Annotated in this window: 20 protein-coding genes and 1 tRNA gene; 13 read left to right on the plus strand and 8 right to left on the minus strand. The window is 72.9% G+C overall.

Annotated features, from left to right (window positions below):
* Positions 1–9 precede the first annotated feature (9 nt).
* Positions 10–960 (plus strand): hypothetical protein, encoded by a 951-nt coding sequence (locus ACGF5T_RS15710; protein ID WP_356606002.1) that lies wholly within the window; start codon positions 10–12, stop codon positions 958–960.
* Between the two features lie 37 nt (positions 961–997).
* A complete protein-coding gene (locus ACGF5T_RS15715) occupies positions 998–2,536 on the plus strand; it encodes an APC family permease (protein ID WP_366768021.1) in 1,539 nt (512 codons plus the stop codon).
* A 100-nt stretch (positions 2,537–2,636) separates the two neighbouring features.
* On the opposite strand, the gene ACGF5T_RS15720 is transcribed toward ACGF5T_RS15715, so the two are convergent.
* Together ACGF5T_RS15720 and ACGF5T_RS15725 are read right to left on the minus strand one after the other, a co-directional pair.
* Positions 2,637–4,034: a gluconate:H+ symporter gene (locus ACGF5T_RS15720; RefSeq protein ID WP_356605998.1), complete on the minus strand. Its 1,398-nt coding sequence runs from the start codon at positions 4,032–4,034 to the stop codon at positions 2,637–2,639.
* 90 nt (positions 4,035–4,124) lie between these two features.
* Positions 4,125–4,643, minus strand: a complete 519-nt coding sequence (locus tag ACGF5T_RS15725) for a gluconokinase (RefSeq protein ID WP_361017646.1) — start codon at positions 4,641–4,643, stop codon at positions 4,125–4,127.
* Positions 4,644–4,789: 146 nt separating this feature from the next.
* On the opposite strand from ACGF5T_RS15725, the gene ACGF5T_RS15730 reads away from it, so the two are divergent.
* Positions 4,790–5,491 (plus strand): FCD domain-containing protein, encoded by a 702-nt coding sequence (locus tag ACGF5T_RS15730; protein ID WP_356605994.1) that lies wholly within the window; start codon positions 4,790–4,792, stop codon positions 5,489–5,491.
* 6 nt (positions 5,492–5,497) lie between these two features.
* Here ACGF5T_RS15730 and ACGF5T_RS15735 read toward each other — a convergent pair whose 3' ends face one another.
* Entirely contained in the window at positions 5,498–5,881 is a 384-nt protein-coding gene (locus ACGF5T_RS15735; protein ID WP_392888116.1) for a YchJ family protein, read from the minus strand.
* Between the two features lie 62 nt (positions 5,882–5,943).
* A tRNA-Leu gene (locus ACGF5T_RS15740) sits at positions 5,944–6,031 on the minus strand.
* A 173-nt stretch (positions 6,032–6,204) separates the two neighbouring features.
* On the opposite strand from ACGF5T_RS15740, the gene ACGF5T_RS15745 reads away from it, so the two are divergent.
* From ACGF5T_RS15745 to ACGF5T_RS15755, 3 genes are all read left to right on the plus strand, one after another.
* Positions 6,205–7,530 (plus strand): M20/M25/M40 family metallo-hydrolase, encoded by a 1,326-nt coding sequence (locus ACGF5T_RS15745; protein WP_356605990.1) that lies wholly within the window; start codon positions 6,205–6,207, stop codon positions 7,528–7,530.
* 166 nt (positions 7,531–7,696) lie between these two features.
* A complete protein-coding gene (chpH, locus tag ACGF5T_RS15750; protein WP_356605988.1) occupies positions 7,697–7,930 on the plus strand; it encodes a chaplin ChpH in 234 nt (77 codons plus the stop codon).
* Positions 7,931–8,098: 168 nt separating this feature from the next.
* Positions 8,099–9,052 carry a chaplin family protein gene (locus tag ACGF5T_RS15755; RefSeq protein WP_366768019.1) on the plus strand — a complete coding sequence of 318 codons (954 nt, stop codon included), beginning with the start codon at positions 8,099–8,101 and terminating at the stop codon, positions 9,050–9,052.
* 123 nt (positions 9,053–9,175) lie between these two features.
* Here ACGF5T_RS15755 and ACGF5T_RS15760 read toward each other — a convergent pair whose 3' ends face one another.
* Positions 9,176–9,364: a DUF5703 family protein gene (locus tag ACGF5T_RS15760; protein ID WP_027758838.1), complete on the minus strand. Its 189-nt coding sequence runs from the start codon at positions 9,362–9,364 to the stop codon at positions 9,176–9,178.
* A gap of 47 nt (positions 9,365–9,411) precedes the next feature.
* Here ACGF5T_RS15760 and ACGF5T_RS15765 point away from each other — a divergent pair, with 47 nt between their 5' ends.
* Entirely contained in the window at positions 9,412–10,212 is an 801-nt protein-coding gene (locus ACGF5T_RS15765; protein WP_356605984.1) for a hypothetical protein, read from the plus strand.
* A gap of 105 nt (positions 10,213–10,317) precedes the next feature.
* On the opposite strand, the gene ACGF5T_RS15770 is transcribed toward ACGF5T_RS15765, so the two are convergent.
* Positions 10,318–12,843 (minus strand): helix-hairpin-helix domain-containing protein, encoded by a 2,526-nt coding sequence (locus ACGF5T_RS15770; RefSeq protein ID WP_366768018.1) that lies wholly within the window; start codon positions 12,841–12,843, stop codon positions 10,318–10,320.
* Positions 12,840–13,826: an aldo/keto reductase gene (locus tag ACGF5T_RS15775; protein WP_356605980.1), complete on the minus strand. Its 987-nt coding sequence runs from the start codon at positions 13,824–13,826 to the stop codon at positions 12,840–12,842. The genes ACGF5T_RS15770 and ACGF5T_RS15775 overlap by 4 nt, the downstream gene beginning before the upstream one ends.
* 112 nt (positions 13,827–13,938) lie before the next feature.
* On the opposite strand from ACGF5T_RS15775, the gene ACGF5T_RS15780 reads away from it, so the two are divergent.
* Both ACGF5T_RS15780 and ACGF5T_RS15785 read left to right on the plus strand, forming a co-directional pair.
* Positions 13,939–14,997 carry an LLM class F420-dependent oxidoreductase gene (locus tag ACGF5T_RS15780; protein WP_366768017.1) on the plus strand — a complete coding sequence of 353 codons (1,059 nt, stop codon included), beginning with the start codon at positions 13,939–13,941 and terminating at the stop codon, positions 14,995–14,997.
* Positions 14,998–15,272: 275 nt separating this feature from the next.
* The gene (locus tag ACGF5T_RS15785) at positions 15,273–16,061 is read left to right on the plus strand and encodes a ferritin-like domain-containing protein (RefSeq protein ID WP_361017565.1); all 789 of its coding nucleotides are present in this window, start codon (positions 15,273–15,275) and stop codon (positions 16,059–16,061) included.
* Between the two features lie 22 nt (positions 16,062–16,083).
* On the opposite strand, the gene corA is transcribed toward ACGF5T_RS15785, so the two are convergent.
* Positions 16,084–17,079: a magnesium/cobalt transporter CorA gene (gene corA, locus ACGF5T_RS15790; RefSeq protein WP_356605974.1), complete on the minus strand. Its 996-nt coding sequence runs from the start codon at positions 17,077–17,079 to the stop codon at positions 16,084–16,086.
* 61 nt (positions 17,080–17,140) lie between these two features.
* Between corA and ACGF5T_RS15795 the strand changes: the two genes are divergently transcribed.
* The 4 genes from ACGF5T_RS15795 to mshC all read left to right on the plus strand — a co-directional run bounded on the left by ACGF5T_RS15795 (position 17,141) and on the right by mshC (position 20,630).
* Positions 17,141–17,827 (plus strand): histidine phosphatase family protein, encoded by a 687-nt coding sequence (locus ACGF5T_RS15795; protein ID WP_361017563.1) that lies wholly within the window; start codon positions 17,141–17,143, stop codon positions 17,825–17,827.
* Positions 17,828–17,911: 84 nt separating this feature from the next.
* Positions 17,912–18,502, plus strand: coding sequence for a DUF3090 domain-containing protein (locus tag ACGF5T_RS15800; protein ID WP_053128347.1), 591 nt, complete (start codon positions 17,912–17,914; stop codon positions 18,500–18,502).
* On the plus strand, positions 18,466–19,296 hold the full coding sequence (locus ACGF5T_RS15805) for an SCO1664 family protein (RefSeq protein ID WP_366768016.1): 831 nt from the start codon (positions 18,466–18,468) through the stop codon (positions 19,294–19,296). Before ACGF5T_RS15800 ends, ACGF5T_RS15805 begins: the two co-directional genes overlap by 37 nt.
* Positions 19,297–19,400: 104 nt before the next feature.
* Positions 19,401–20,630, plus strand: coding sequence for a cysteine--1-D-myo-inosityl 2-amino-2-deoxy-alpha-D-glucopyranoside ligase (gene mshC, locus ACGF5T_RS15810; protein WP_366768015.1), 1,230 nt, complete (start codon positions 19,401–19,403; stop codon positions 20,628–20,630).
* The last annotated feature ends 9 nt before the right edge of the window (positions 20,631–20,639 follow it).

Here is a 20,639-nt window from a genome sequence, read left to right on the forward strand (position 1 = left end):
GTTCCCGCGGTGTCCCCACCTCCGCCTCCCCTCGGCCGCGGCCGAGGGCGCGCCGCCCAGGCCTTCGACGAGGCACTCGACGACGCCGAACTCGTCGCCGCCCGGGCCGCGCTGGCCCAGGGGCGCTGGCAGTCCGCGCGTTCCCTGCTGGTCCACACGGGCGACGACTGGGACCGCCGGGGACACCGGGTGTCCGTCCTCGCCAAGGAGCCCTACTGCGCCGCCTGGGTCCGCGAGTGGCTGCTCGCCGAGCCCGACTCGGCCGACGCCTCGGTCCTGCTCGCCTTCTCGCTGGTCCACCGCGCCCTGCGCGGCAAGGAGAAGGCGGACCGGGCACGGCAGGCGTGCCGGGACGCGGCCGCGCTCGTCCCCGGCGACCCCACCCCGTGGCTCGGACTGCTCGTGCTGGAGCGCTCGCTGGGCGTGGACGACGATGTCGTACGCGTCTTCGAGGCGGTGCGCGGACGGTACGCCGACCACCACCACGCCCACCACCTGATGGTGGCCCGGCTCGCCGAACGCGTCGGCGACGGTGAGGCGGACCCGCTGCACGAGGTGTACGACTTCGCGAACTGGGCCGCCGAGCAGGCCCCCGCGGACTCCCCGCTGGCCGTCCTCCCGGTCGTCGCGCACGCCGAGCGCTACCGCGTGCTGGCCGCCGCCGGCCACGGGTCCGCCCACCCGAGCGCCTCCGGCCACTGGGTCGGCCGGCGCGCCCGGCTCGTGATGAAGGCCGCCTTCGACTGGTGGCTGGAGTGGGAGCAGGACGGCCACCCCCGCCGCCTGATCGACCTCAACTTCCTCGCGCACGCCAAGTGCTGCGAAGGCCGGGGCGCCGAGGCCGCCGCCCTCTTCCACCGCATCGGCGAGCACGTCACGCCCGCCCCGTGGTCGTATCCGGACCGCGACCCCTACCCGGCCTTCCGTGCCGCCCGCGCGAGGGCACTGGGCACGGCCTGACCCCCCCCCGACGCACACGAAAGAAGGACGTCCTGCGATGACCAGGGGCAGTTCGAGCACGAGCCGATCCGCGAGCGGCGGGGCCATCAGCACCTTCAAGGGGCAGGAGCGGGCGCTGCGCGCCGACCGGCTGGGCACGGGGGGCCTGCTGCTCTCCGTCCTCGCCGCCACCGCCCCGCTGATGGTGGTCGCGGGCGTCATGCCCACCACCTTCGCGGTGATGGGCATCGTGGGGCAGCCGCTGCTCTTCGTGCTCCTGGGTGTGGTGCTGATCCTCTTCAGCGTCGGGTACGCCGAGATGAGCCGGCACGTCCACAACGCCGGGGCCTTCTACGCGTACATCTCCCGCGGACTCGGCGGCACCGCCGGTGCCGCCGCCGCGCTCGTGGCGCTGGTCGCCTACAACGCGCTCCAGGTCGGCATCTACGGCATCCTCGGCTTCGAGGTCTCCGGGCTCCTGGCCACCTACGCCGACCTGGAGGTCGCCTGGTGGATACCGGCGCTGCTGGCCGTGCTCGCGGTCGGCGCCCTGGGCTGGCTGAAGATCGACGTCAACGCCCGGGTGCTGGGGGTGCTGCTGCTGATCGAGGTCGCGCTCGTGGTCGTGTTCGACATCGCCGCCGTCGCCGATCCGGGCGCCGAGGGGCTGTCGCTGCACGCGTTCAACCCGGACACCCTGACCGGGGCGGGCGTGGGGACCGCGCTGTGCTTCTGCATCGCCGCCTTCCTCGGCTTCGAGCAGGCACCCGTGTACGCCGAGGAGACCAGCCGGCCGCATGTGCTGGTGCCGCGTGTCATGTTCCTGGCAGTCGGCGGGGTCGCGGTGTTCTTCGCGCTCAGCAGCTGGGCTCTGACCGTCGCCACCGGTCCCGACAGGATCGTCGGAACCGCTCAGGAACAGAGCGCCGGGCTGCTCTTCTTCCTCACCGAGTCCCGGCTGGGCGGCACCTTCACGGACGTCCTGCACATCCTGTTCGTGACCGGCATGTTCGCCGCCCTGCTCAGCTTCCACAACGTCGTCGCCCGGTACGCCTTCGCCATGGGCCGGGAGGGGCTGCTGCCCGCCGCCTTCGGGCGGACCAGCGGCTCCAGCGGCGCACCCGGCACCGGGTCGCTGCTCCAGACCGCCGTGTCCGCGGTCGTGGTCGTCGGCTTCGCCGTCGCCGACGACAAGCCGCACGGCGACCCGACCCAGCCCGTCCTGCACCTGTTCACCTGGGGCGGCAACATCGGCGCCCTCGGCGTCATCGTGCTGATGGCCGCCGCCTCGTTCTCCGTGGTGGCCTTCTTCGTCCGCCGCGGCGCCGCCGGTGCCCAGAAGGTGCGGCTCGCCACCTCCACCGTCGCGGGACTCGCCCTGCTGGTCATCGCCGGCTATACGGTCAGGGACTTCGACGTCCTCGTCGGCGCGGGCCCCGGTTCCGCCCTGAGCTGGATGCTGCCCGGCGTCATCGGCCTCGCGGCGCTCGCCGGCCTGGCGCAGGGCCTGGTCCTGCGGGCCCGGGCGCCCGAACGGCACGCGCGGATCGGCCAGGGCAACGAGGCGTTCCAGCTGGACAAGGCCGCGTCCTCCTGAGCCGCACCGGAGGCTCCCCGGCCTCCCGCGCACAGCGGAGCGGCCGCTCCCCGTGGATCGGGGAACGGCCGCTCTCTCCGCCGGCTTCGGGCCGGCGGCGCTAGATGATCAGGGACAACAGCAGGACCAGGGCACCGGCGACCACCGAGATGATCGTCTCCATGACGGACCAGGTCTTGATGGTCTGGCCGACGTTCAGGCCGAAGTACTCCTTCACCAGCCAGAAGCCGGCGTCGTTGACATGGCTGAAGAAGAGCGAGCCGGCGCCGATGGCCAGGACCAGCAGGGCCGCGTGCGTGGTCGACATGTCGGCCGCCAGCGGTGCGACCAGACCGGCCGCCGAGACGGTCGCCACGGTCGCCGAACCGGTCGCCAGCCGGATCGCCACCGCGATCAGCCAGGCCAGCAGCAGCGCCGGGATCGACCAGTCCTCGGAGATCTCCAGGATCATCTGGCCGACGCCGGAGTCGATCAGCGTCTGCTTGAAGCCGCCGCCCGCGCCGACGATCAGCAGGATGCCCGCGATGGGCGCGAGGCCCTTCTCGACCAGCCCCGAGAGGCGGTCCTTGCCGAACCCGGCCGGGCGCAGCAGCGTGAAGATGCCGACGATCACGGACGCGAGCAGGGCGATCAGCGGGTTGCCGATCACGTCGAAGGTGCGCTGCACCAGGTTCTCCGGGTCATCGACGATGATGTCGACGAGTGCCTTGGCCAGCATCAGCACGACCGGCAGCAGGATGGTGGCCAGCGTGGCACCGAAACCGGGGCGCTTCTCCAACTCCTCCGAGGCGCGCTGCGGGATCATGCGGTCGGGAGCGGGGACGTCCACCCAGCGGGCCGCGTACTTGGAGAAGACCGGCCCGGCGATGATCACCGTCGGGATGGCGACCAGGACGCCCAGCGCGAGGGTCACGCCGAGGTTGGCGCCCAGCGCGTCGATCGCGACCAGCGGACCGGGGTGCGGCGGCACCAGACCGTGCATGACGGACAGTCCGGCCAGGGCCGGGATGCCGATGCGCATCAGCGAGTAGTTGCCCCGCTTGGCGACCATCAGCACGACCGGGATCAGCAGGACTATGCCGACCTCGAAGAAGAGCGGCAGTCCGATGACGGAGGCGATGAGGACCATCGTCCACGGCATCGAACGCGGGCTCGCCTTGGCGAGGATGGTGTCCACGATCTGGTCGGCGCCGCCCGAGTCGGCGAGCATCTTGCCGAGGATCGCGCCGAGCGCGATCAGCACGCCGACGCCCGCGACGGTGGAGCCGAGCCCGGCGGTGAAGCTGGTGATGACCTTGTCCAGCGGGGCCCCGGCGAACGCGCCGAGCGCCAGCGACCCGATGGTCAGCGACAGGAAGGCATGCAGCTTGAACTTGGTGATGAGCAGGACGATGACGGCGATGCCCAGGAGCACGGCGATGCCCAGCTGGGCGTGGCCGGCCGAGGTGATGGGCTCGACGGTGTCCGCTGCCAGCATCTCGACGCTGAGTCTGGTCACGGTGGTTTCCTTGCGGTGATGGGGGTTCGGGGGGCTCCGGGGCCGGGCCCGCGGGGGGCGGCACGACCCCGCGAAGAGGGGAGTGGGGGGTTACTGGACCGGCTCGGGAAGGTCCGTCAGGGCGGTCGCCGCCCGTTCGGTGATCTCCTCGGGGGAGCCGGCGACATCCACCGCGACCCCCGCCTCGTCCGGCTCCAGCGGCTGGAGCGTGGCGAACTGGGAGTCGAGCAGGGCCGTCGGCATGAAGTGCCCCTTCCGGTGCGACATCCGGTCCTCGATCAGCTCGCGGCTGCCCGTGAGATGCACAAAGACGACCCCGGGAGCGGCGGCCCGCAGCCGGTCGCGGTACGACCGCTTCAGCGCCGAGCTGCTCACCACCCCGCCGAGTCCCGCCCGCCCGTGCGCCCAGCCGCCGATGGCGTCCAGCCAGGGCCACCGGTCCTCGTCGGTGAGCGGGGTGCCGGCCGTCATCTTGGCGATGTTGGCCGGCGGATGGAAGTCGTCGCCCTCGGCGTAGGGAACGCCGAGCCGGGCCGCGAGCAGGGGACCGATCGTGGTCTTCCCGGTGCCCGCTACTCCCATGACCACGACGACATGGGGGGTGTGCAGTCGCTGCATCGCACTCTCGCTGTCTGCTGTCTTCGTCGACACGTGATGTCGACGCAACTGAAACCTATTAGGTACGACAAATTCAAGAGCCTGTGACATATAAGTCTGACTTTTTGTTCCCGTGATCTGCCCCGTACGCTGAGTGCATGAGCACACCGGGCCGGGGGCTGCACGGCCGCGTACTGGACACCCTCGGCCCCGCGATCACAGCGGGCGAATACCCTGCGGGCAGCGTTTTGCGCACGGACGAGCTGGCCCAGCGCTTCGAGGTGTCGCGCTCGGTGATGCGCGAGGCGGTCCGCGTACTGGAGTCCATGCACCTCGTGGCCTCGCGCCGCCGCGTGGGCGTGACCGTCCTGCCCGAGTGCGAGTGGAACGTCTACGACCCGCAGGTCATCCGCTGGCGCCTGGCCGGCTCCGAGCGCCCGCGGCAGCTGCGCTCCCTCACCGTGCTGCGCTCGGCGGTCGAGCCGGTGGCGGCGGGGCTGACGGCACGCCTCGCCACGCCCGAGCAGTGCGCCGAGCTGACCGAGTGCGCGCTCGGCATGGTCGCGAACTCGAGCGGTCACCGGCTGGAGCAGTACCTCTTCCACGACGTGGCCTTCCACCGCGTCATCCTGACCGCCTCCGGCAACGAGATGTTCGCGCGTCTCGGCGGTGTCGTCGCCGAGGTCCTGGCGGGCCGCACCCACCACGACGTGATGTTCGAGGACCCCGACCCGGCCGCCGTCACCCTGCACGTCCAGGTCGCCGAGGCGGTGCGCGCCCGGGACGCGGAGCGCGCGGAGCGGCTGACCCGGGAGATCACGGTGGGGGCGCTCCAGGAGCTGGACATCCTGGCGCCCTGACACGGACTACTCCAGGAACTCCCCGTCCACGTACACCCACGCCCCGCCGACCCGCTCGAACCGGCTGCGCTCGTGCAGCGACCCCCCGCGGTAGGACGCCCGGAAGGTCACGGTCCCGGCGGAGTGGAAGGCGGACCCGTCGGTGGTGGCGAGGATCTCCAGTCCGGCCCACCGTGTACCCGGGTCGAGATCGAGCCGCTCGGGACGCGTCCGCGGATGCCACGTCCGCAGCAGGTACCCGGCGTCCAGCCGGACGAAAGCGCTGTACCGCGAGCGCATCAGGGCCTCGGCGGTCGGCGCGGAGGCGGCACCCGAGTGGAAGCGGCCGCAGCAGTTCTCGTACGGACCGGGCAGCCCGCACGGGCAGGAGGGGGTGGTCATGGCGGCCATTGTGCCTGGTCGGAGCGGGCCCCGAAAAAAGCAGAAGACCCCTGACGAGCAGGGGTCTTCACTGGTGTCCGAGGGGGGACTTGAACCCCCACGCCCGATAAAGGGCACTAGCACCTCAAGCTAGCGCGTCTGCCATTCCGCCACCCGGACAAGGTGTCTGTCGTACGGGGCGTTGCCCGCGGCGACGACGTAAACATTACCAGGCTTTCCGGGGTGGCCGATCACCCCCTCCTTGGGCCCGGACGGTCCGGGGAGGAGGATGAGAGGGACCCACCGGCAGGGAAACCAGCAGGGACACCAGCAGTGACAGCGGGAGGAACCACGTGAGCGACTCGGGCACGGCCAGCAGCGTCACCGGCGAGGACGAGGTCGTCGACCTCTGCCGCGAGCTGATCCGGATCGACACCAGCAACTACGGGGACCACTCGGGCCCGGGCGAGCGCAAGGCGGCCGAGTGGGTCGCCGAGAAGCTCGCCGAGGTCGGACTCGAACCGCAGATCTTCGAGTCCCACCCCGGCCGCGCGTCCACGGTGGCCCGGATCGAGGGCGAGGACCCGTCCCGGCCCGCGCTGCTCATCCACGGCCACACCGACGTCGTCCCGGCCAACGCGGACGACTGGACCCACCACCCCTTCTCCGGCGAGATCGCGGACGGGTGTGTCTGGGGGCGCGGCGCGGTCGACATGAAGGACATGGACGCGATGACCCTGGCGGTCGTCCGCGACCGGCTGCGCAGCGGGCGCAGGCCGCCGCGCGACATCGTGCTGGCGTTTCTCGCGGACGAGGAGGCCGGCGGGACGTACGGCGCCCGGTACCTCGTCGACCGGCACCCCGGCCTCTTCGAGGGCGTCACCGAGGCGATCAGCGAGGTGGGCGGCTTCTCCTTCACCGTGAGCGAGCAGCGCCGCCTCTATCTGATCCAGACGGCCGAGAAGGGCATGCACTGGATGAAACTGACCGTGGCCGGCACCGCCGGGCACGGCTCGATGATCCACCGCGACAACGCCATCACCGAGCTGTCGGAGGCCGTCGCGCGCCTCGGCCGCCACAAGTTCCCCATCCGGGTCACCAAGACCACCCGGGCCTTCCTCGACGAACTGGGCGACGCGCTCGGCACCGAGCTGGACCCGGAGAACATGGAGGGAACCCTCGCCAAGCTCGGCGGTATCGCCAAGCTCATCGGCGCGACCCTGAGCAACACCGCCAACCCGACGCAGCTGGGCGCGGGTTACAAGGTCAACGTCATCCCCGGCGAGGCCACCGCGCACGTCGACGGACGGTTCCTGCCCGGCCACGAGGAGGAGTTCCTCGCCGACCTCGACCGGATCCTCGGCCCGAAGGTGCGGCGCGAGGACGTGCACGCCGACAAGGCCGTCGAGACCACCTTCGACGGCGCGCTCGTCGACGCCATGCAGTCCGCGCTGCTCGCCGAGGACCCGGCCGCCAAGGCGATCCCGTACATGCTCTCCGGCGGCACGGACGCGAAGTCCTTCGACGACCTCGGCATCCGGGGCTTCGGCTTCGCACCGCTGAAGCTGCCGCCGGAGCTGGACTTCGCGGGCATGTTCCACGGGGTGGACGAGCGGGTGCCGGTGGAGGGACTGCGGTTCGGCGTGCGGGTGCTCGACCGTTTCATCGACGCGTCCTGAATCGCCCGGAGAAACGCGCCTTCCGCACCCGGCGCTATTCGGCCGCGCGTGCGGGAGGCGCCCGGGACGGGTGAATGCGCTCATAAGCTCGTAGCCTCATTACTCCCTCCTCGTTACAAGTGATGCGATCAGCAACCTGGATCGCCTTTGCCAACTAGGAGGAACAATGCTCAAGAAGGTCGTCGCAGCCGCTGCTGCCACCGGTGGTCTGGTTCTCGCGAGCGCCGGCATGGCCGTCGCCGACTCCGGTGCCCAGGGTGCCGCTGTGCACTCGCCCGGCGTCCTCTCCGGCAACGTCGTTCAGGTGCCCGTCCACGTGCCGGTGAACGTCTGCGGCAACACGATCTCCGTGATCGGTCTGCTGAACCCCGCCTTCGGCAACGTCTGCATCAACAAGTGACGTTGTGCCTCGCCCTCTGAGGGTCTGAGTCCGTCGGCCCCGGAGCGCGCGCCACGCGCTCCGGGGCCGACGGACTGTGCGGCCTTAGAGGGCGGGGGAACGACGGCAACGTCGGAATTCTCGGCATTCCCGTATCCACGGGACCAGGGCAAGGCAGGGATTCAGGAAATGCGACAGGTCACCCGCAAGGGCCTGATGACGATGGCGGCGGCCACCGGCGTGATCGCCGCCGCGGGCGGCACCGCCCACGCGGACTCGGGCGCGCACGGAGCGAGTTCGGGGTCGCCCGGCGTACTGTCCGGCAACACGGTGCAGGCACCGGTGCACGTGCCGGTGAACGTCTGCGGCAACACGGTCGACGTCGTGGGCGTCCTCAACCCGGCGATGGGCAACTCGTGCGCCAACCAGGGCGGCGGTGCGTCCGGCGGGTACGGCGACCACGGCGGCTACGGGGACCAGGGCGGCTACGGGGGCCAGGGCGGCTCGCACGGCGGCTCGCACGCGGGCGGGCACGCCACCGATTCGCCCGGCGTCGGCTCCGGCAACCACATCCAGGCGCCGATCCACGTGCCGGTGAACGTCTGCGGCAACAGCGTCTCCGTCATCGGCGTCCTCAACCCGACCACCGGCAATGACTGTGGCAACGGGGGCTCGGGTGCCCCGGGTAATCCTGGTGACCCTGGTGATCCGGGTAACCCCGGTGACCCTGGTGATCCGGGTAACCCCGGTGATCCGGGTAACCCTGGTGATCCGGGCAACCCGGGCGACCCTGGTGATCCGGGCAACCCCGGTGATCCTGGTGATCCGGGTAACCCTGGTGACCCGGGCAACCCCGGTGACCCGGGCAACCCCGGTGACCCCGGCACCCCTGGTGACCCCGGCACCCCCGGAAACCCCGGCACCCCCGGAAACCCCGGCACCCCGCCCGGTCCGGGTGACGAGACGCCGGGTGGTTCCCTCGGCGGCAACCAGCCGGGTGCCCAGGCCGTCGCGCAGCCCCGGGGCGACGCGCGGCTCGCCGAGACCGGCAGCGGCTTGCCCCTGGGCCTCGCCCTCCCCGTCGGAGCGGGCGCGCTGCTCGCCGGGACGGTGCTCTACCGCAAGGCGCGCGCCTCGGCGTGACGCGGGCCGCAGGAGCGGCACGTCGAGCGGGCCCCGCACCAGCGGGGCCCGCTCCGTTTCCGTCACCGCGCAATCCGCCACCGCGGTCCGCGTCACTCCGTCCGGTCGAGCCGGTCTCCCGGCTCACCAGGTGGCGCGCACCTGGCGGATGATCCGCCGCCGCAACCGCACCCTGCGGCTGCCGTCGCGCAACAGGCTCAGGCGGTAGAGCTCCCAGTGTCCGTACTCGGCGTGGTCCGTCAGCAGACGCGTCGTCTCCTTGCGGGAGACCCCGCGTGGCACGTACACGTCGACAAATTCGTATTCCGGCATCGCATCTATTGTGCGGGCTGGGGTCCGGTACGGATAGCGTCTGCACTATGTCTGATGCTGCGCAGCCCACCGCTGCCGAGGTACGCGCCGCCGCCGAGGCGGTCAAGACCGCGCTCGACCGCCACCTGGCCGCGGTCGAACGCCGGTCGGGGGAGGACGACCCGGCCGTCTACGACGCGTTCAACCAGCTGGCCGCGGCCGCGGAGGCGTACGACGAACTGCTCTACGACCGTTACGACGAGGTCACCCCCTTCGAGATCCCCGACGCGGAGGACTCGCTGCCGCCGTACACGGGTCCCGAGGAGCCGAACGCGCTGAGCGTCCTGATCCGCCGTGACTACGCCGTGGCCGAGCCGCAGCGGCTGATGGCCCAGGCCCGTCGGATCGAGGCGGCGGACGACGAGGACGCGGGGGTGGCGGCCTCGGGCACGGTGCACGGGGCGCTCGGTCTGCTGTTCGGCGAGTTCGAGCCGGACGAGATCGCCTCCCGGCACAAGGAGTTCGGCCTGGAGGAGGGCGACTCCACGCTCTGGGTGACGGCCGCGGAGGAGACCCCCGACCCCGGCGAGTGGCTGGAGGCCCCGTTCGAGCAGGTCGACGCTCAGCACGTGGTCTGCCGCTTCGACGTCAGCGCGGTGTTCGACGAGGAGTTCGACGACGGCATGGACGACGGCGTCGACGAGGACGAGGACGAGGACGGCGCCGTCGACGGTGGCGCCGACCTGGAGGACCTGGAGGAGGACCTCGACCTCGACGAGGACCTGGACCCCGACCTGGACGCGGACGAGGATCTGGAGCCCCTCCGGGGACGGGACGGCGAACCCGCGCGCCTGGATTCGGACCGCTGAACGGCGCGAGCCGCGGGACGGCATGACGACGGCGGCCACGGGGGGACATCCCCGTGGCCGCCGCCGTCCCTGACGTCAGCACCGGCCGGACGCCCGGCCGGACGCTCAGTCGGCCACCGGGACCTGCGGCGCGAGCAGCACCGGCAGCCGGGTCGTGCGCGGCTTCGCGGGAACCTCGGCGACGGCCCGCGGCAGCGCCTGCTCCACACCGTGCACGACGGACAGATGACGCGCGGCCCGGCCGAACGCCGTGTACACCCAGGGACGGCTGAGAGCCTGCGCGGCGTCCCCGGGCAGTACCACGACCACGGCCGGCCACCGGCCGCCCACCGCCTGGTGAGCGGTCAGCGCCCAGCCATGGCGTACGGACTGCTCCACCCGCTCCTTCGGTACGACGACGGCCTCGTCGGCGCAGGTCAGGTGCAGTCCGTCGGCGTCCGCCCGCACCACCCGGCCCGGCAGCACACGGCCGGGCGCGGGGGAGTAGGCGACGCGGTCGCCGGGGTCGAAGCCGCCGAAGCGCCCGGGCCCCGGGTTCAGCCGCTGCTTCAAGGCCGCGTTGAGCGCACGTGTGTCCGCCGCGCCGCCGTGGCCCGGCGTGATCACCTGGGTCTCCTCGGCGGGAACGCCGAGCGCGCGCGGCACCGAGTCGGCCACGAGCTGGACGGTGCGGTGGACGGCCTCGCCGGCGTCGCGCACCGGCACGATCACGACCTCCTTCCCGGGCGACTCCACCTGGCCCAGCTCGCCGATCCCGATGCCGGAGACCAGCTCGCCGAGCGGGCCGGGGTCCGGGCGCCGCGAGGCGACCCGGGGGCAGATCTGCGCCGCCAGCAGGTCCGCGAAGACCCGTCCGGGCCCCGCCGACCACAGCACCCCCGGGTCACCCGACAGCACCAGCCGGGCACCGTCCGGCAGCGACTCCGCCAGCAGGGCGCCCGCCTCGACGTCGAGCTGCGGCGCGTCGAGCACGACGAGCAGATCGAGGTCCAGCGCACCGTCCGCGTCGCGTCCCGGCCCCTCCGCCCCGGTGAGCAGCCCGCTCACGGTGACGACGGCCCGCTCGGCCGCGCCGGGACCGGCCGGGACGGAGCCGTCGGAGCCGTCGGAGGCGGCGGGGTCCGGCGCGGTGGAGGCCGGTGCGGTGGGGTCCTGGGAGTGCGGCCCGGCTGCCCGGTGGGCCGCCAGGGCGGCGAAGCGGTCGCGGCCCAGCGGCCCGTGCGCGGCGGCCCAGGCACGCAGGCCCAGGGCGTGCGCCGCGTGCAGCAGGGCGGCCGGTTCGGCCAGGGAGGCCTCCCCGCCGGTGTGCAGGACCAGCCCGTGGTCCGCGACGGCTCGGATCAGCTCGGCCGCGGAACCCGGCGCGCCGGCGGCGGCCCGCTCCCAGTCGGCCGCCGAACCGTCCTGCTTCGGAGTCGAGTTGACCAGCCGGGCCAGACCGTCGGCCAGACTCTCCTCGGCGAGGGCGTAGCGCTCCAGACCGATCAGGACCCGGACCGGGTGGCCCTCACCCTCATCGGCCCCGTCCGTCCCGTCCGCCTCATCCGTCCCCTCCGTCCCGCCCGGTGCGGGCTGGGGAGGGGTGCCGGTCTGCTCCAGGGCGTCCTGGAAGGCGAGCGCCTCACCCTCGGCCAGCGTGCTCTGCACGGCGGCGTCGGGGTCCGGCACGCCCCGCTGGGCCAGGGTCGCGGTGAGCCGCGGCAGCTCCAGGGCCGTGTGCCCGGCCAGCGCCGCCTGCTCCAGCAGCCACACCGTGACCGCACGGCCGCGCCGCTCGTCGTCCGGGCGGCACTCCGCGCCGAGCAGCGCCCGGGCGAACCCGTCGGCCTGCTCGGGCCGGACCCCGCCGACCCTCAGCAACTGCCAGGGGTCCGCGCGCAGCGCCTCCTCCGCCGCCTCGCCGAGGAGCGCGGCGGTCTGCGGCGCGAGCGCCTCGGGGGCGCCGCCCTCGGCCAGGACGCGCCGGACGGCCTCGACGGCTTCCGGCACGGGCCCCGCCGGGCCGGCGGGCTCGGCCGCCGCCGGACGCGGTCGCCGCACAGGCTCCTGGGCGGTCCGGCGGGGCGCGGGAGCGGGGTCGTCGAAGACCGTGGCCGTCGGCTTCTCGCCGCTCTCCACGGCGCGCACGGCGGCCAGCAGGTCGGCCGCCGTGCCGCTGAGCTTGCCCCCGGCGGCGATCGTCCCCTGCCGTTCGGCCTTGCGCCGCTCGATCCGCTCCCGCTCCAGGCGCTGCGCGGCCAGCTCGGCCTCGGCCTCGGAGAGCCGATCCGCCCCACCGGCACCGCCGACGTCCACACCGCCCGGCTCCCCGGTCCCCGCGCCGCCGGGACCGTCGGCTGCCGGGCCGGTCGTCCCGGCCTCGGTCGCGCGGGCCGGCTCTCCCACGCCCTCGTCACTCGCGTCCGCCCCGGTGGCCGGGGCGTCCGAACCGCCGTCACCCGCGGCCGCCGGCCCGGCGCCGTCCGCGCCGTCGCCTTCCGACGGTCCGGCGGCCGCCCCGGCCCGGCCGTCGGCCGCCGCTTCGCCCTCGGCGGCGTCCGGCTCCGCCCCGGGCGTGGCGCCCTGGGCCCCCGGCCCGGCGTCCACGGCTTCCGCGGTGTCCTCAGAGGCGGACTCGGGCTCCGTGCTCACAGCGTGCTCCAGTCGTGATCGGGATAGCGGTGCACCGGCGCCGACACGTCGTCCAGCGCCCGGCAGATCTCGTCAGGAAGACTAAGGGTCTCCACTGACAGCGCCGCCGTGAGCTGCCGCGCGTTGCGCGCGCCGACGATCGGGGCGACCACGCCGGGCCGGTCCCGGACCCAGGCCAGTGCCACCTGGAGCGGCGTCACCGCGAGCCCGTCCGCGGCCGTCGCCACCGCGTCCACGATGTGACCGGCCGCCTCGTCGAGGTACGGCGCGACGAACGGGGCGAGGTGGTCCGAGGCGCCCCGCGAGTCCGGCGGCGTGGCGTCCTTGCGGTACTTGCCGGTGAGGACCCCGCGCCCCAGCGGCGACGAGGGCAGCAGACCTATGCCCAGGTCCAGGGCGGCCGGCAGCACCTCGCGCTCGATGCCCCGCTGGAGCAGCGAGTACTCCATCTGCGTGCTCGCCAGCCGGTTGCGCACGCCCGGTGCCGCCAGCTGCCAGGTCGCCGCCTTGGCCAGCTGCCAGCCGCAGAAGTTCGAGACGCCCGCGTACCGTGCCCGGCCGCTGCTCACCGCCACGTCGAGGGCGTGCAGCGTCTCCTCCAGCGGGGTGTGCGGATCGAAGGCGTGCAGGTGCCACACGTCGACGTGGTCCGTGCCGAGACGGGCCAGCGAGGCGTCCAGCGCGGAGAGCAGATGCGCCCGCGAACCGTCGAAACGGCGGTCGGGGTCCGGCACGCTGCCCGCCTTGGTGGAGATCACCAGGTCCCGGCGCGGCACGAGGCCCTCCATCAACCGGCCCAGCAGGTACTCCGCCTCCCCGTCGCCGTACACGTCCGCCGTGTCGACGAGGGTCCCGCCCGCCTCCCAGAAGGTCTTCAAGAGGTCGGCCGCGTCATGCTCGTCGGTGTCCCGGCCCCAGGTCAGGGTGCCGAGACCGATACGGGACACGCGCAGGCCCGTGCGGCCGAGATGCCTCTGCTCCATGGACGGCGACATTACTGGCCACGGCTTGCGCTGTGGGGGCCTGTGGACAACCGAATTCCCGCGCTATGGTCGGGGCGCACACAACGTTACTGATCGGTAAGGGGAATCGGCCATGCAGCTCGGGATCAACCTCGGCTACTGGGGTGCCGGAATGGACGCGGACAACCTGGCCGTCGCCCAGGAGGCCGACCGGCTCGGCTACGCCGTCTGCTGGGCCGCCGAGGCCTACGGCTCCGACGCGGCCACCGTGCTCACCTGGGTCGCCGCCCAGACCGAGCGCATCGACGTCGGCTCGGCCATCTTCCAGATCCCGGCCCGCCAGCCCGCGATGACCGCGATGACGGCCGCCACCCTGGACTCCCTCTCCCAGGGGCGCTTCCGCCTCGGCCTCGGCGTCTCCGGCCCCCAGGTCTCCGAGGGCTGGTACGGTGTCAAGTTCGACAAGCCGCTCGCCCGCACCCGCGAGTACGTGGAGATCGTGCGCAAGGCGATGACCCGCGAGCGTCTGTCGTACGAGGGGCAGCACTGGAGGCTGCCGCTGCCGGGCGGCCCCGGCAAGCCGATCAAGCTGACCGTGCACCCGCAGCGCGAGCACATCCCGCTGTACATCGCCGCCATCGGCCCGAAGAACCTGGAGCAGACCGGCGAGATCGCCGACGGCGCCCTGTTGATCTTCCCGTCCGCCGATCACCTGGAGGACACCGCGATCCGGCACCTGCGCGCCGGCCGTGAGAAGGCGGGGAAGACCCTCGACGGCTTCGACGTCTGCCCGACCGTGCCGCTCGCCCTCGGCGAGGACAAGGACGTCGCCGCACTCGCCGACACCTTCCGCCCCTACACCGCGCTCTACGTCGGCGGCATGGGCAGCCGCAAGCAGAACTTCTACAACCAGCTCGCCCAGCGCATGGGCTACGAGCGGGAGGCCGCCGAGATCCAGGACAAGTACCTGGCCGGCGACAAGCAGGGGGCCGCCGCGGCCGTACCGCACGACCTGATCGACCAGACGACCCTGCTCGGCTCCGTCGACCGCATCGCGGACCGGATGAAGGCCTACGCCGCCGCCGGCGTCACCACGCTGACCCTCGCGCCCGCCGGCTTCACCCTGGACGAGCGGATCGCCTCGCTCCGCGCCGGTACGGAGGCCCTGGAGCGCGCCGGGCTGGCCCAGTAGCCGTACGGCTCAGCCCCCCGATCCGGTCCACCGGAGAGGGGCCTGGGGCCTGCTGTGGATTCTGCGGCCGTGGTGGGGGCTCGGGGGTCTTCCCCGCCACGGCCGTCACGGGGATCAACGCGCCCGCGCCCGTGTGGTTACGCCTTCTCCCGTCCCCGGCCCTCCCTCGTTCGGCGCAGTTGTCCGCCGCACCTGTTGCCGCGCCCCGCCACCCGCACTTGACTCGTGCCCTGCGGAGACCGCGGAACCGCGGCAGAGCAGGAGAGGGGCCAACGATGCTTTCGGCCAGGAGTCTGTTCCAGGAGATCCTCGACAACGACGAGTCGTTCCGTCTCTTCTGCTCGATCGCGGCCAGCGGTGAGTCGCAGGGCGGCTGGGAGAACGCGCGCATCGCCGCGCTGGTGCCGGAGAGCGAGCGCGCCCTCGCCCCCAAGATCACCCGGCACGGCGCCGACGAGGACAAGCACGGCCGGATCTTCGGCGCCCTGCTGAAGAAGCGCGGGCTGGATCCCGTCGAAGTGCCTCCCGAGACCGACTACACCATGCTCCTGGAGCGGCACGGCATCGGCCTCGCCCACGAGAAGCTCAAGGCCGACCAGCCGCTCACGGTGCGGGACATCATCACCTACCTCGCGCACAGCAGGGTCACCGAGCAGCGCGCGGCCGAGCAGATGGCGATGCTCCTCAAGTACTTCGGGGACCACCCGGAGCTGGGCCGCGCCGTCCGGATGATCTCGGCCGACGAGGACAACCACCTCGCCTACTCCCACGAGGAACTGCTCCGCTACGCGGCCGCCGGACACGGCCGGTACATCCAGCGGACGCTCCGCGAGTGCGCCCTCGCGGAGATCCGGGTCCACCGGGACGTCAGCCTCGCCGTGATGGCCCGCATGGGACGCCTCCTCGGGTGGTCGCACCCCCGGTCCGCGATGCTCGCGGCGGGCATCCACGCCGTGTACGCGTACGAGCGGCTGGCCGGCTGGCGCCGCATGGTGACCCTGCGCACACCCGCCCGCCGCGACGCGCTCGGCGGGCCGGGGGCCGTGGCCCCGGAAGTGGCCTGACGGGCCGGACCCGCCCTCCGCGCTACAGCCAGCCCCGGCTCTTGAACGTCCGGTAGAGCAGCACCTCCAGGACGGCCATCACCACGATCACCGCCGGATAGCCCCACTCCCAGCGCAGCTCCGGCATGTGCTCGAAGTTCATGCCGTACACCCCCGCGACCATCGTCGGGACCGCCGCCATGGCCGCCCACGCGGAGATCTTCCGCATGTCGTCGTTCTGCCGGACGCTCGTCTGCGCCAGGTGCGCCGACAGGATGTCCGAGACCAGCCGGTCCAGGCCCTCCACCGACTCGTTCACCCGCGTGAGGTGGTCGCTCACGTCCCGGAAGAACGGCCGTGCCTTCTCGTTGACGAACGGCACCCCGGCGCCGGCCGCCCCCGTCCCGGACAGCCGGGCCAGGGGCGGTGCCAGCGGACCGGTCGCCCGCCGGAACTCCAGGATCTGCCGCTTGAAGTTGTAGATCCGGGACGCGGTGTGGCGCGAGCCGCCGCCGTCCGGCGAGAAGACCTCGGCCTCCAGCTCCTCCAGGTCGTTCTGCAGCTCGACGGCCACGTCCAGGTAGTGGTCGACGGCGGCGTCCGCCACCGCGTACAGGACCGCGGTGGGGCCCTTGCCGAGCAGCTCCGGCTCCTGCTCCAGGCGCCGGCGCACGGCCTTCAGCGGGGCGCCCTCGCCGTGCCGGACGACGACCACGAAGGCGTCGCCCATGAAGAGCATGAGCTCACCGGTGGACACGGCGTCGCTCGCCGCGTCGTAGACCACCGGCTTCAGGACGGCGAAGAGCGAGTCCTCGTACACCTCCAGCTTGGGCCGCTGATGCGCCTTCAGGGCGTCCTCCACCGCCAGCGGATGCAGTCCGAACTCCTGGGTGACCAGGTCGAACTCCTCCTCCGTCGGTTCGTGCAGCCCGATCCAGACGAAGCCGCCCGCGGCGCGCGCCTCGCCGACCGCGTCGGAGAAGTCCTCGGGCCCGTCCGCGCGGTGCCCGTCCCGGTAGATGGCACAGTCGACGATCACCGAACGCATTCTCCCTTCGCCCCGGCGCCCTCGTGCCGCGCCGTACGCCTACCCTGGCCGCATGCCCACGCTGATCCTGGTTAGGCACGGACGTTCCACCGCCAACACCGAGGGGCTCCTCGCCGGCTGGACGCCCGGCGTCGCCCTCGACGAACGCGGCGCCGCACAGGCCGCCGCCCTGCCCGAGCGGCTCGCCGCCCTGCCGCTCTCCGAGATCGTCGCCAGCCCGCTCCAGCGCTGCCAGGAGACGGTCCGGCCCCTGCTCGACGCCCGGCCCGGACTGCGGGCGCACACCGACGAGCGGATCGGGGAGTGCCACTACGGCGACTGGTCCGGCCGCAAACTCGCCGAGCTCAAGGACGAGCCCCTGATGGAGGTGGTGCAGGCGCACCCGTCCGCCGCCGCGTTCCCCGGCGGCGAGTCCATGCGCGCGATGCAGACCCGCGCCGCCGAGGCGGTGCGCGAGTGGAACGCGCGCGTGGAGCGCGACCACGGCCCCGACGCCGTCTACCTCATGTGCTCCCACGGCGACATCATCAAGTCCCTCGTCGCGGAGGCACTCGGCCTGCATCTCGACCTCTTCCAGCGGATCTCCGTCGAGCCCTGCTCCGTCACCGCGATCCGCTACACCCGGCTGCGCCCGTTCCTGGTGCGCCTCGGCGACACCGGCGACTTCGCCTCCCTGGCCCCGCGGCAGGAGCCACCGGGCGACGAGGCCACGGTCGGTGGTGGTGCGGGCGCACCGTGATCGTCGGCCGCAGTAGGGTGAGGCGATCGCAGCAGTGACCGACTCGGTCATTCCGCTTCTTACGACTTCTCATGGAGACAGGACGTGTCCCGTCAGGTGTTCCTCTACGACCAACCGGAACGTTTCGTGGCCGGCACGGTCGGGCTGCCCGGGCGCCGTACGTTCTTCCTCCAGGCCACCGCGGGCTCCAGGGTGACCAGCGTGGCCCTGGAGAAGACCCAGGTCGCCGCTCTCGCCGAGCGCATGGACGAACTCCTCGACGAGGTCGTGCGGCGCAGCGGCGGCAGCACCGCCGTCCCCGCCGTGGCGCCCACGGAACCCGCCGACACCGCCCCGCTGGACACTCCGGTGGAGGAGGAGTTCCGGGTCGGCACCATGGCGCTCGCCTGGGACGGCGAGGACCAGCGCATGATCGTCGAGGCCCAGGCCCTCGTCGAGCTGGACGCCGAGTCCGAGGAGGACCTGGCGGAGGCCGAGGAACGGCTCCTCCAGGACGAGGAGAACGGCCCGCCGATGCTCCGGGTCCGCCTCACCGGCGCGCAGGCCAGGGCCTTCGCCAAGCGCGCCCTCGACGTCGTCAACGCCGGGCGGCCGCCGTGCCCGCTGTGCAGCCTCCCGCTCGACCCGGAAGGACACGTATGTCCGCGCCAGAACGGATACCGCCGCGGAGCGTGACCACCGACGCCGTGGCCGCCGAGCTGCTCGCCCGGGGCGAGCTGACCGTGCGCGGACGCATCCGTGACGCCTCCAACGCGGCCCTGTACTGCACGGTGACGCACGAGGGGCGCGAGGCGGCCTGCATCTACAAGCCGGTGGCCGGCGAGCGGCCCCTGTGGGACTTCCCCGACGGCACCCTCGCCCAGCGCGAGGTCGCCGCCTACGAGGTCGCCGAGGCGACCGGCTGGGGCCTCGTACCGCCCACCGTGCTGCGCGAGGGGCCGTACGGAGAGGGCATGGTCCAGCTGTGGATCGAGGCCGTGCCGGGGACGGAGCTGCTCGCCCTGGTGGACGCCGAGGAGCCCGGCCCCGGCTGGAAGGCCGTCGGCCTCGCCGAGGTCGACGAGGGCCGCACCGCGCTGCTGGTGCACGCCGACGACGCACGCCTGCGCCGGCTCGCCGTCCTGGACGCCGTACTCAACAACGCCGACCGCAAGGGCGGCCACCTGCTGCCCGCGGCCGGCGAGCGGCTGTACGGCATCGACCACGGGGTCACCTTCCACGCCGAGAACAAGCTGCGCACCCTCCTGTGGGGCTGGGCGGGCGACCCGCTCACCGGGGAGGCCCTGACCGTCCTGGACGCCCTCCGCGAGGCGCTGAAGGACGGTGGCACCCTGGCCGGCCGGCTCGCCGCGCTGATCACCCCCGCCGAGCTGGACGCCACGCGCGCGCGGGTCGACGCCCTGCTGGCCTCCGGGCGGCACCCCGAGCCCAGCGGGGAGTGGCCGGCCATCCCCTGGCCGCCGGTTTAGTCTTTTCCGGGCTGCACACCGGCGCGTGTCGCGCAAGAGCGCCTTACCGGCCGTCCGGCCCGGCCGGTTCGTGCACGCAACATCAGTCCGGTTACGCTCATGACATGCATGCCTGGCCCGCTTCCGAGGTCCCCGCCCTGCCTGGTCAGGGTCGCGACCTGAGGATCCACGACACCGCGACCGGAGGCCTGGTCACCCTCGACCCCGGTCCCGTCGCCCGCCTCTACGTCTGCGGCATCACGCCGTACGACGCCACCCACATGGGACACGCGGCGACCTACAACGCGTTCGACCTCGTGCAGCGCGTGTGGCTCGACAACAAGCGGCAGGTTCACTACGTCCAGAACGTCACCGACGTCGACGACCCGCTCCTGGAGCGTGCCGTGCGGGACGGCGTCGACTGGACCGCCCTCGCCGAGCAGGAGACCGCCCTCTTCCGCGAGGACATGACGGCGCTGCGGATGCTGCCGCCGCGGCACTACATAGGCGCCGTCGAGGCCATACCCGGCATCGTCCCGCTCGTCGAGCGGCTTCGGGACCTCGGCGCCGCCTACGAGCTCGAGGGCGACACCTACTTCTCCGTCGAGGCGGACCCGCACTTCGGCGGGGTCTCCCACCTGGACGCGGCCGCCATGCGGCTGCTCTCCGCCGAGCGGGGCGGCGACCCGGACCGGCCGGGCAAGAAGAACCCGCTCGACCCGATGCTGTGGATGGCCGCCCGCGAGGGCGAGCCCAGCTGGGACGGCGCCTCGCTCGGCCGCGGACGGCCCGGCTGGCACATCGAGTGCGTCGCCATCGCCCTCGACCACCTCGGCATGGGCTTCGACGTCCAGGGCGGCGGCTCCGACCTCGCCTTCCCGCACCACGAGATGGGCGCCTCGCACGCGCAGGCGCTCACCGGCGAGTTCCCGATGGCCAAGGCGTACGTCCACGCCGGCATGGTGGCTCTCGACGGCGAGAAGATGTCGAAGTCCAAGGGCAACCTGGTCTTCGTGTCGAAGCTGCGGCACGAGGGCGTCGACCCGGCCGCGATCCGGCTGACGCTCCTCGCCCACCACTACCGGTCGGACTGGGAGTGGACCGACCAGGTGCTGCCGGACGCCGTGGACCGCCTGGAGCGCTGGCGCGCCGCCGTCTCCCGGCCCGACGGACCGCCCGCCGACGCCCTCGTCGAGGAGATCCGCGCGGCTCTCGCCGACGACCTGGACTCCCCGGCCGCACTGGAGGCCGTCGACCGCTGGGCCGCGCTCCAGCAGGAGAGCGGCGGCACGGACATCGGGGCACCCGGTGTCGTCTCCCGGGCCGTCGACGCGCTGCTCGGCGTCGCCCTGTAGGGCCCGCCC

This window comes from Streptomyces sp. NPDC047853 (assembly GCF_043204535.1).
Taxonomy (GTDB): domain Bacteria; phylum Actinomycetota; class Actinomycetes; order Streptomycetales; family Streptomycetaceae; genus Streptomyces.

Coding starts and splice junctions, on each gene's coding strand:
- ACGF5T_RS15715 (WP_366768021.1), top strand. CDS start 998: ATGACCAGGGGCAGTTCGAGCACGAGCCGATCCGCGAGCGGCGGGGCC.
- ACGF5T_RS15730 (WP_356605994.1), top strand. CDS start 4,790: ATGAGCACACCGGGCCGGGGGCTGCACGGCCGCGTACTGGACACCCTC.
- ACGF5T_RS15735 (WP_392888116.1), bottom strand. CDS start 5,881: ATGGCCGCCATGACCACCCCCTCCTGCCCGTGCGGGCTGCCCGGTCCG.
- chpH (WP_356605988.1), top strand. CDS start 7,697: ATGCTCAAGAAGGTCGTCGCAGCCGCTGCTGCCACCGGTGGTCTGGTT.
- ACGF5T_RS15755 (WP_366768019.1), top strand. CDS start 8,099: ATGCGACAGGTCACCCGCAAGGGCCTGATGACGATGGCGGCGGCCACC.
- ACGF5T_RS15760 (WP_027758838.1), bottom strand. CDS start 9,364: ATGCCGGAATACGAATTTGTCGACGTGTACGTGCCACGCGGGGTCTCC.
- ACGF5T_RS15765 (WP_356605984.1), top strand. CDS start 9,412: ATGTCTGATGCTGCGCAGCCCACCGCTGCCGAGGTACGCGCCGCCGCC.
- ACGF5T_RS15775 (WP_356605980.1), bottom strand. CDS start 13,826: ATGGAGCAGAGGCATCTCGGCCGCACGGGCCTGCGCGTGTCCCGTATC.
- ACGF5T_RS15780 (WP_366768017.1), top strand. CDS start 13,939: ATGCAGCTCGGGATCAACCTCGGCTACTGGGGTGCCGGAATGGACGCG.
- ACGF5T_RS15785 (WP_361017565.1), top strand. CDS start 15,273: ATGCTTTCGGCCAGGAGTCTGTTCCAGGAGATCCTCGACAACGACGAG.
- ACGF5T_RS15795 (WP_361017563.1), top strand. CDS start 17,141: ATGCCCACGCTGATCCTGGTTAGGCACGGACGTTCCACCGCCAACACC.
- ACGF5T_RS15805 (WP_366768016.1), top strand. CDS start 18,466: ATGTCCGCGCCAGAACGGATACCGCCGCGGAGCGTGACCACCGACGCC.
- mshC (WP_366768015.1), top strand. CDS start 19,401: ATGCATGCCTGGCCCGCTTCCGAGGTCCCCGCCCTGCCTGGTCAGGGT.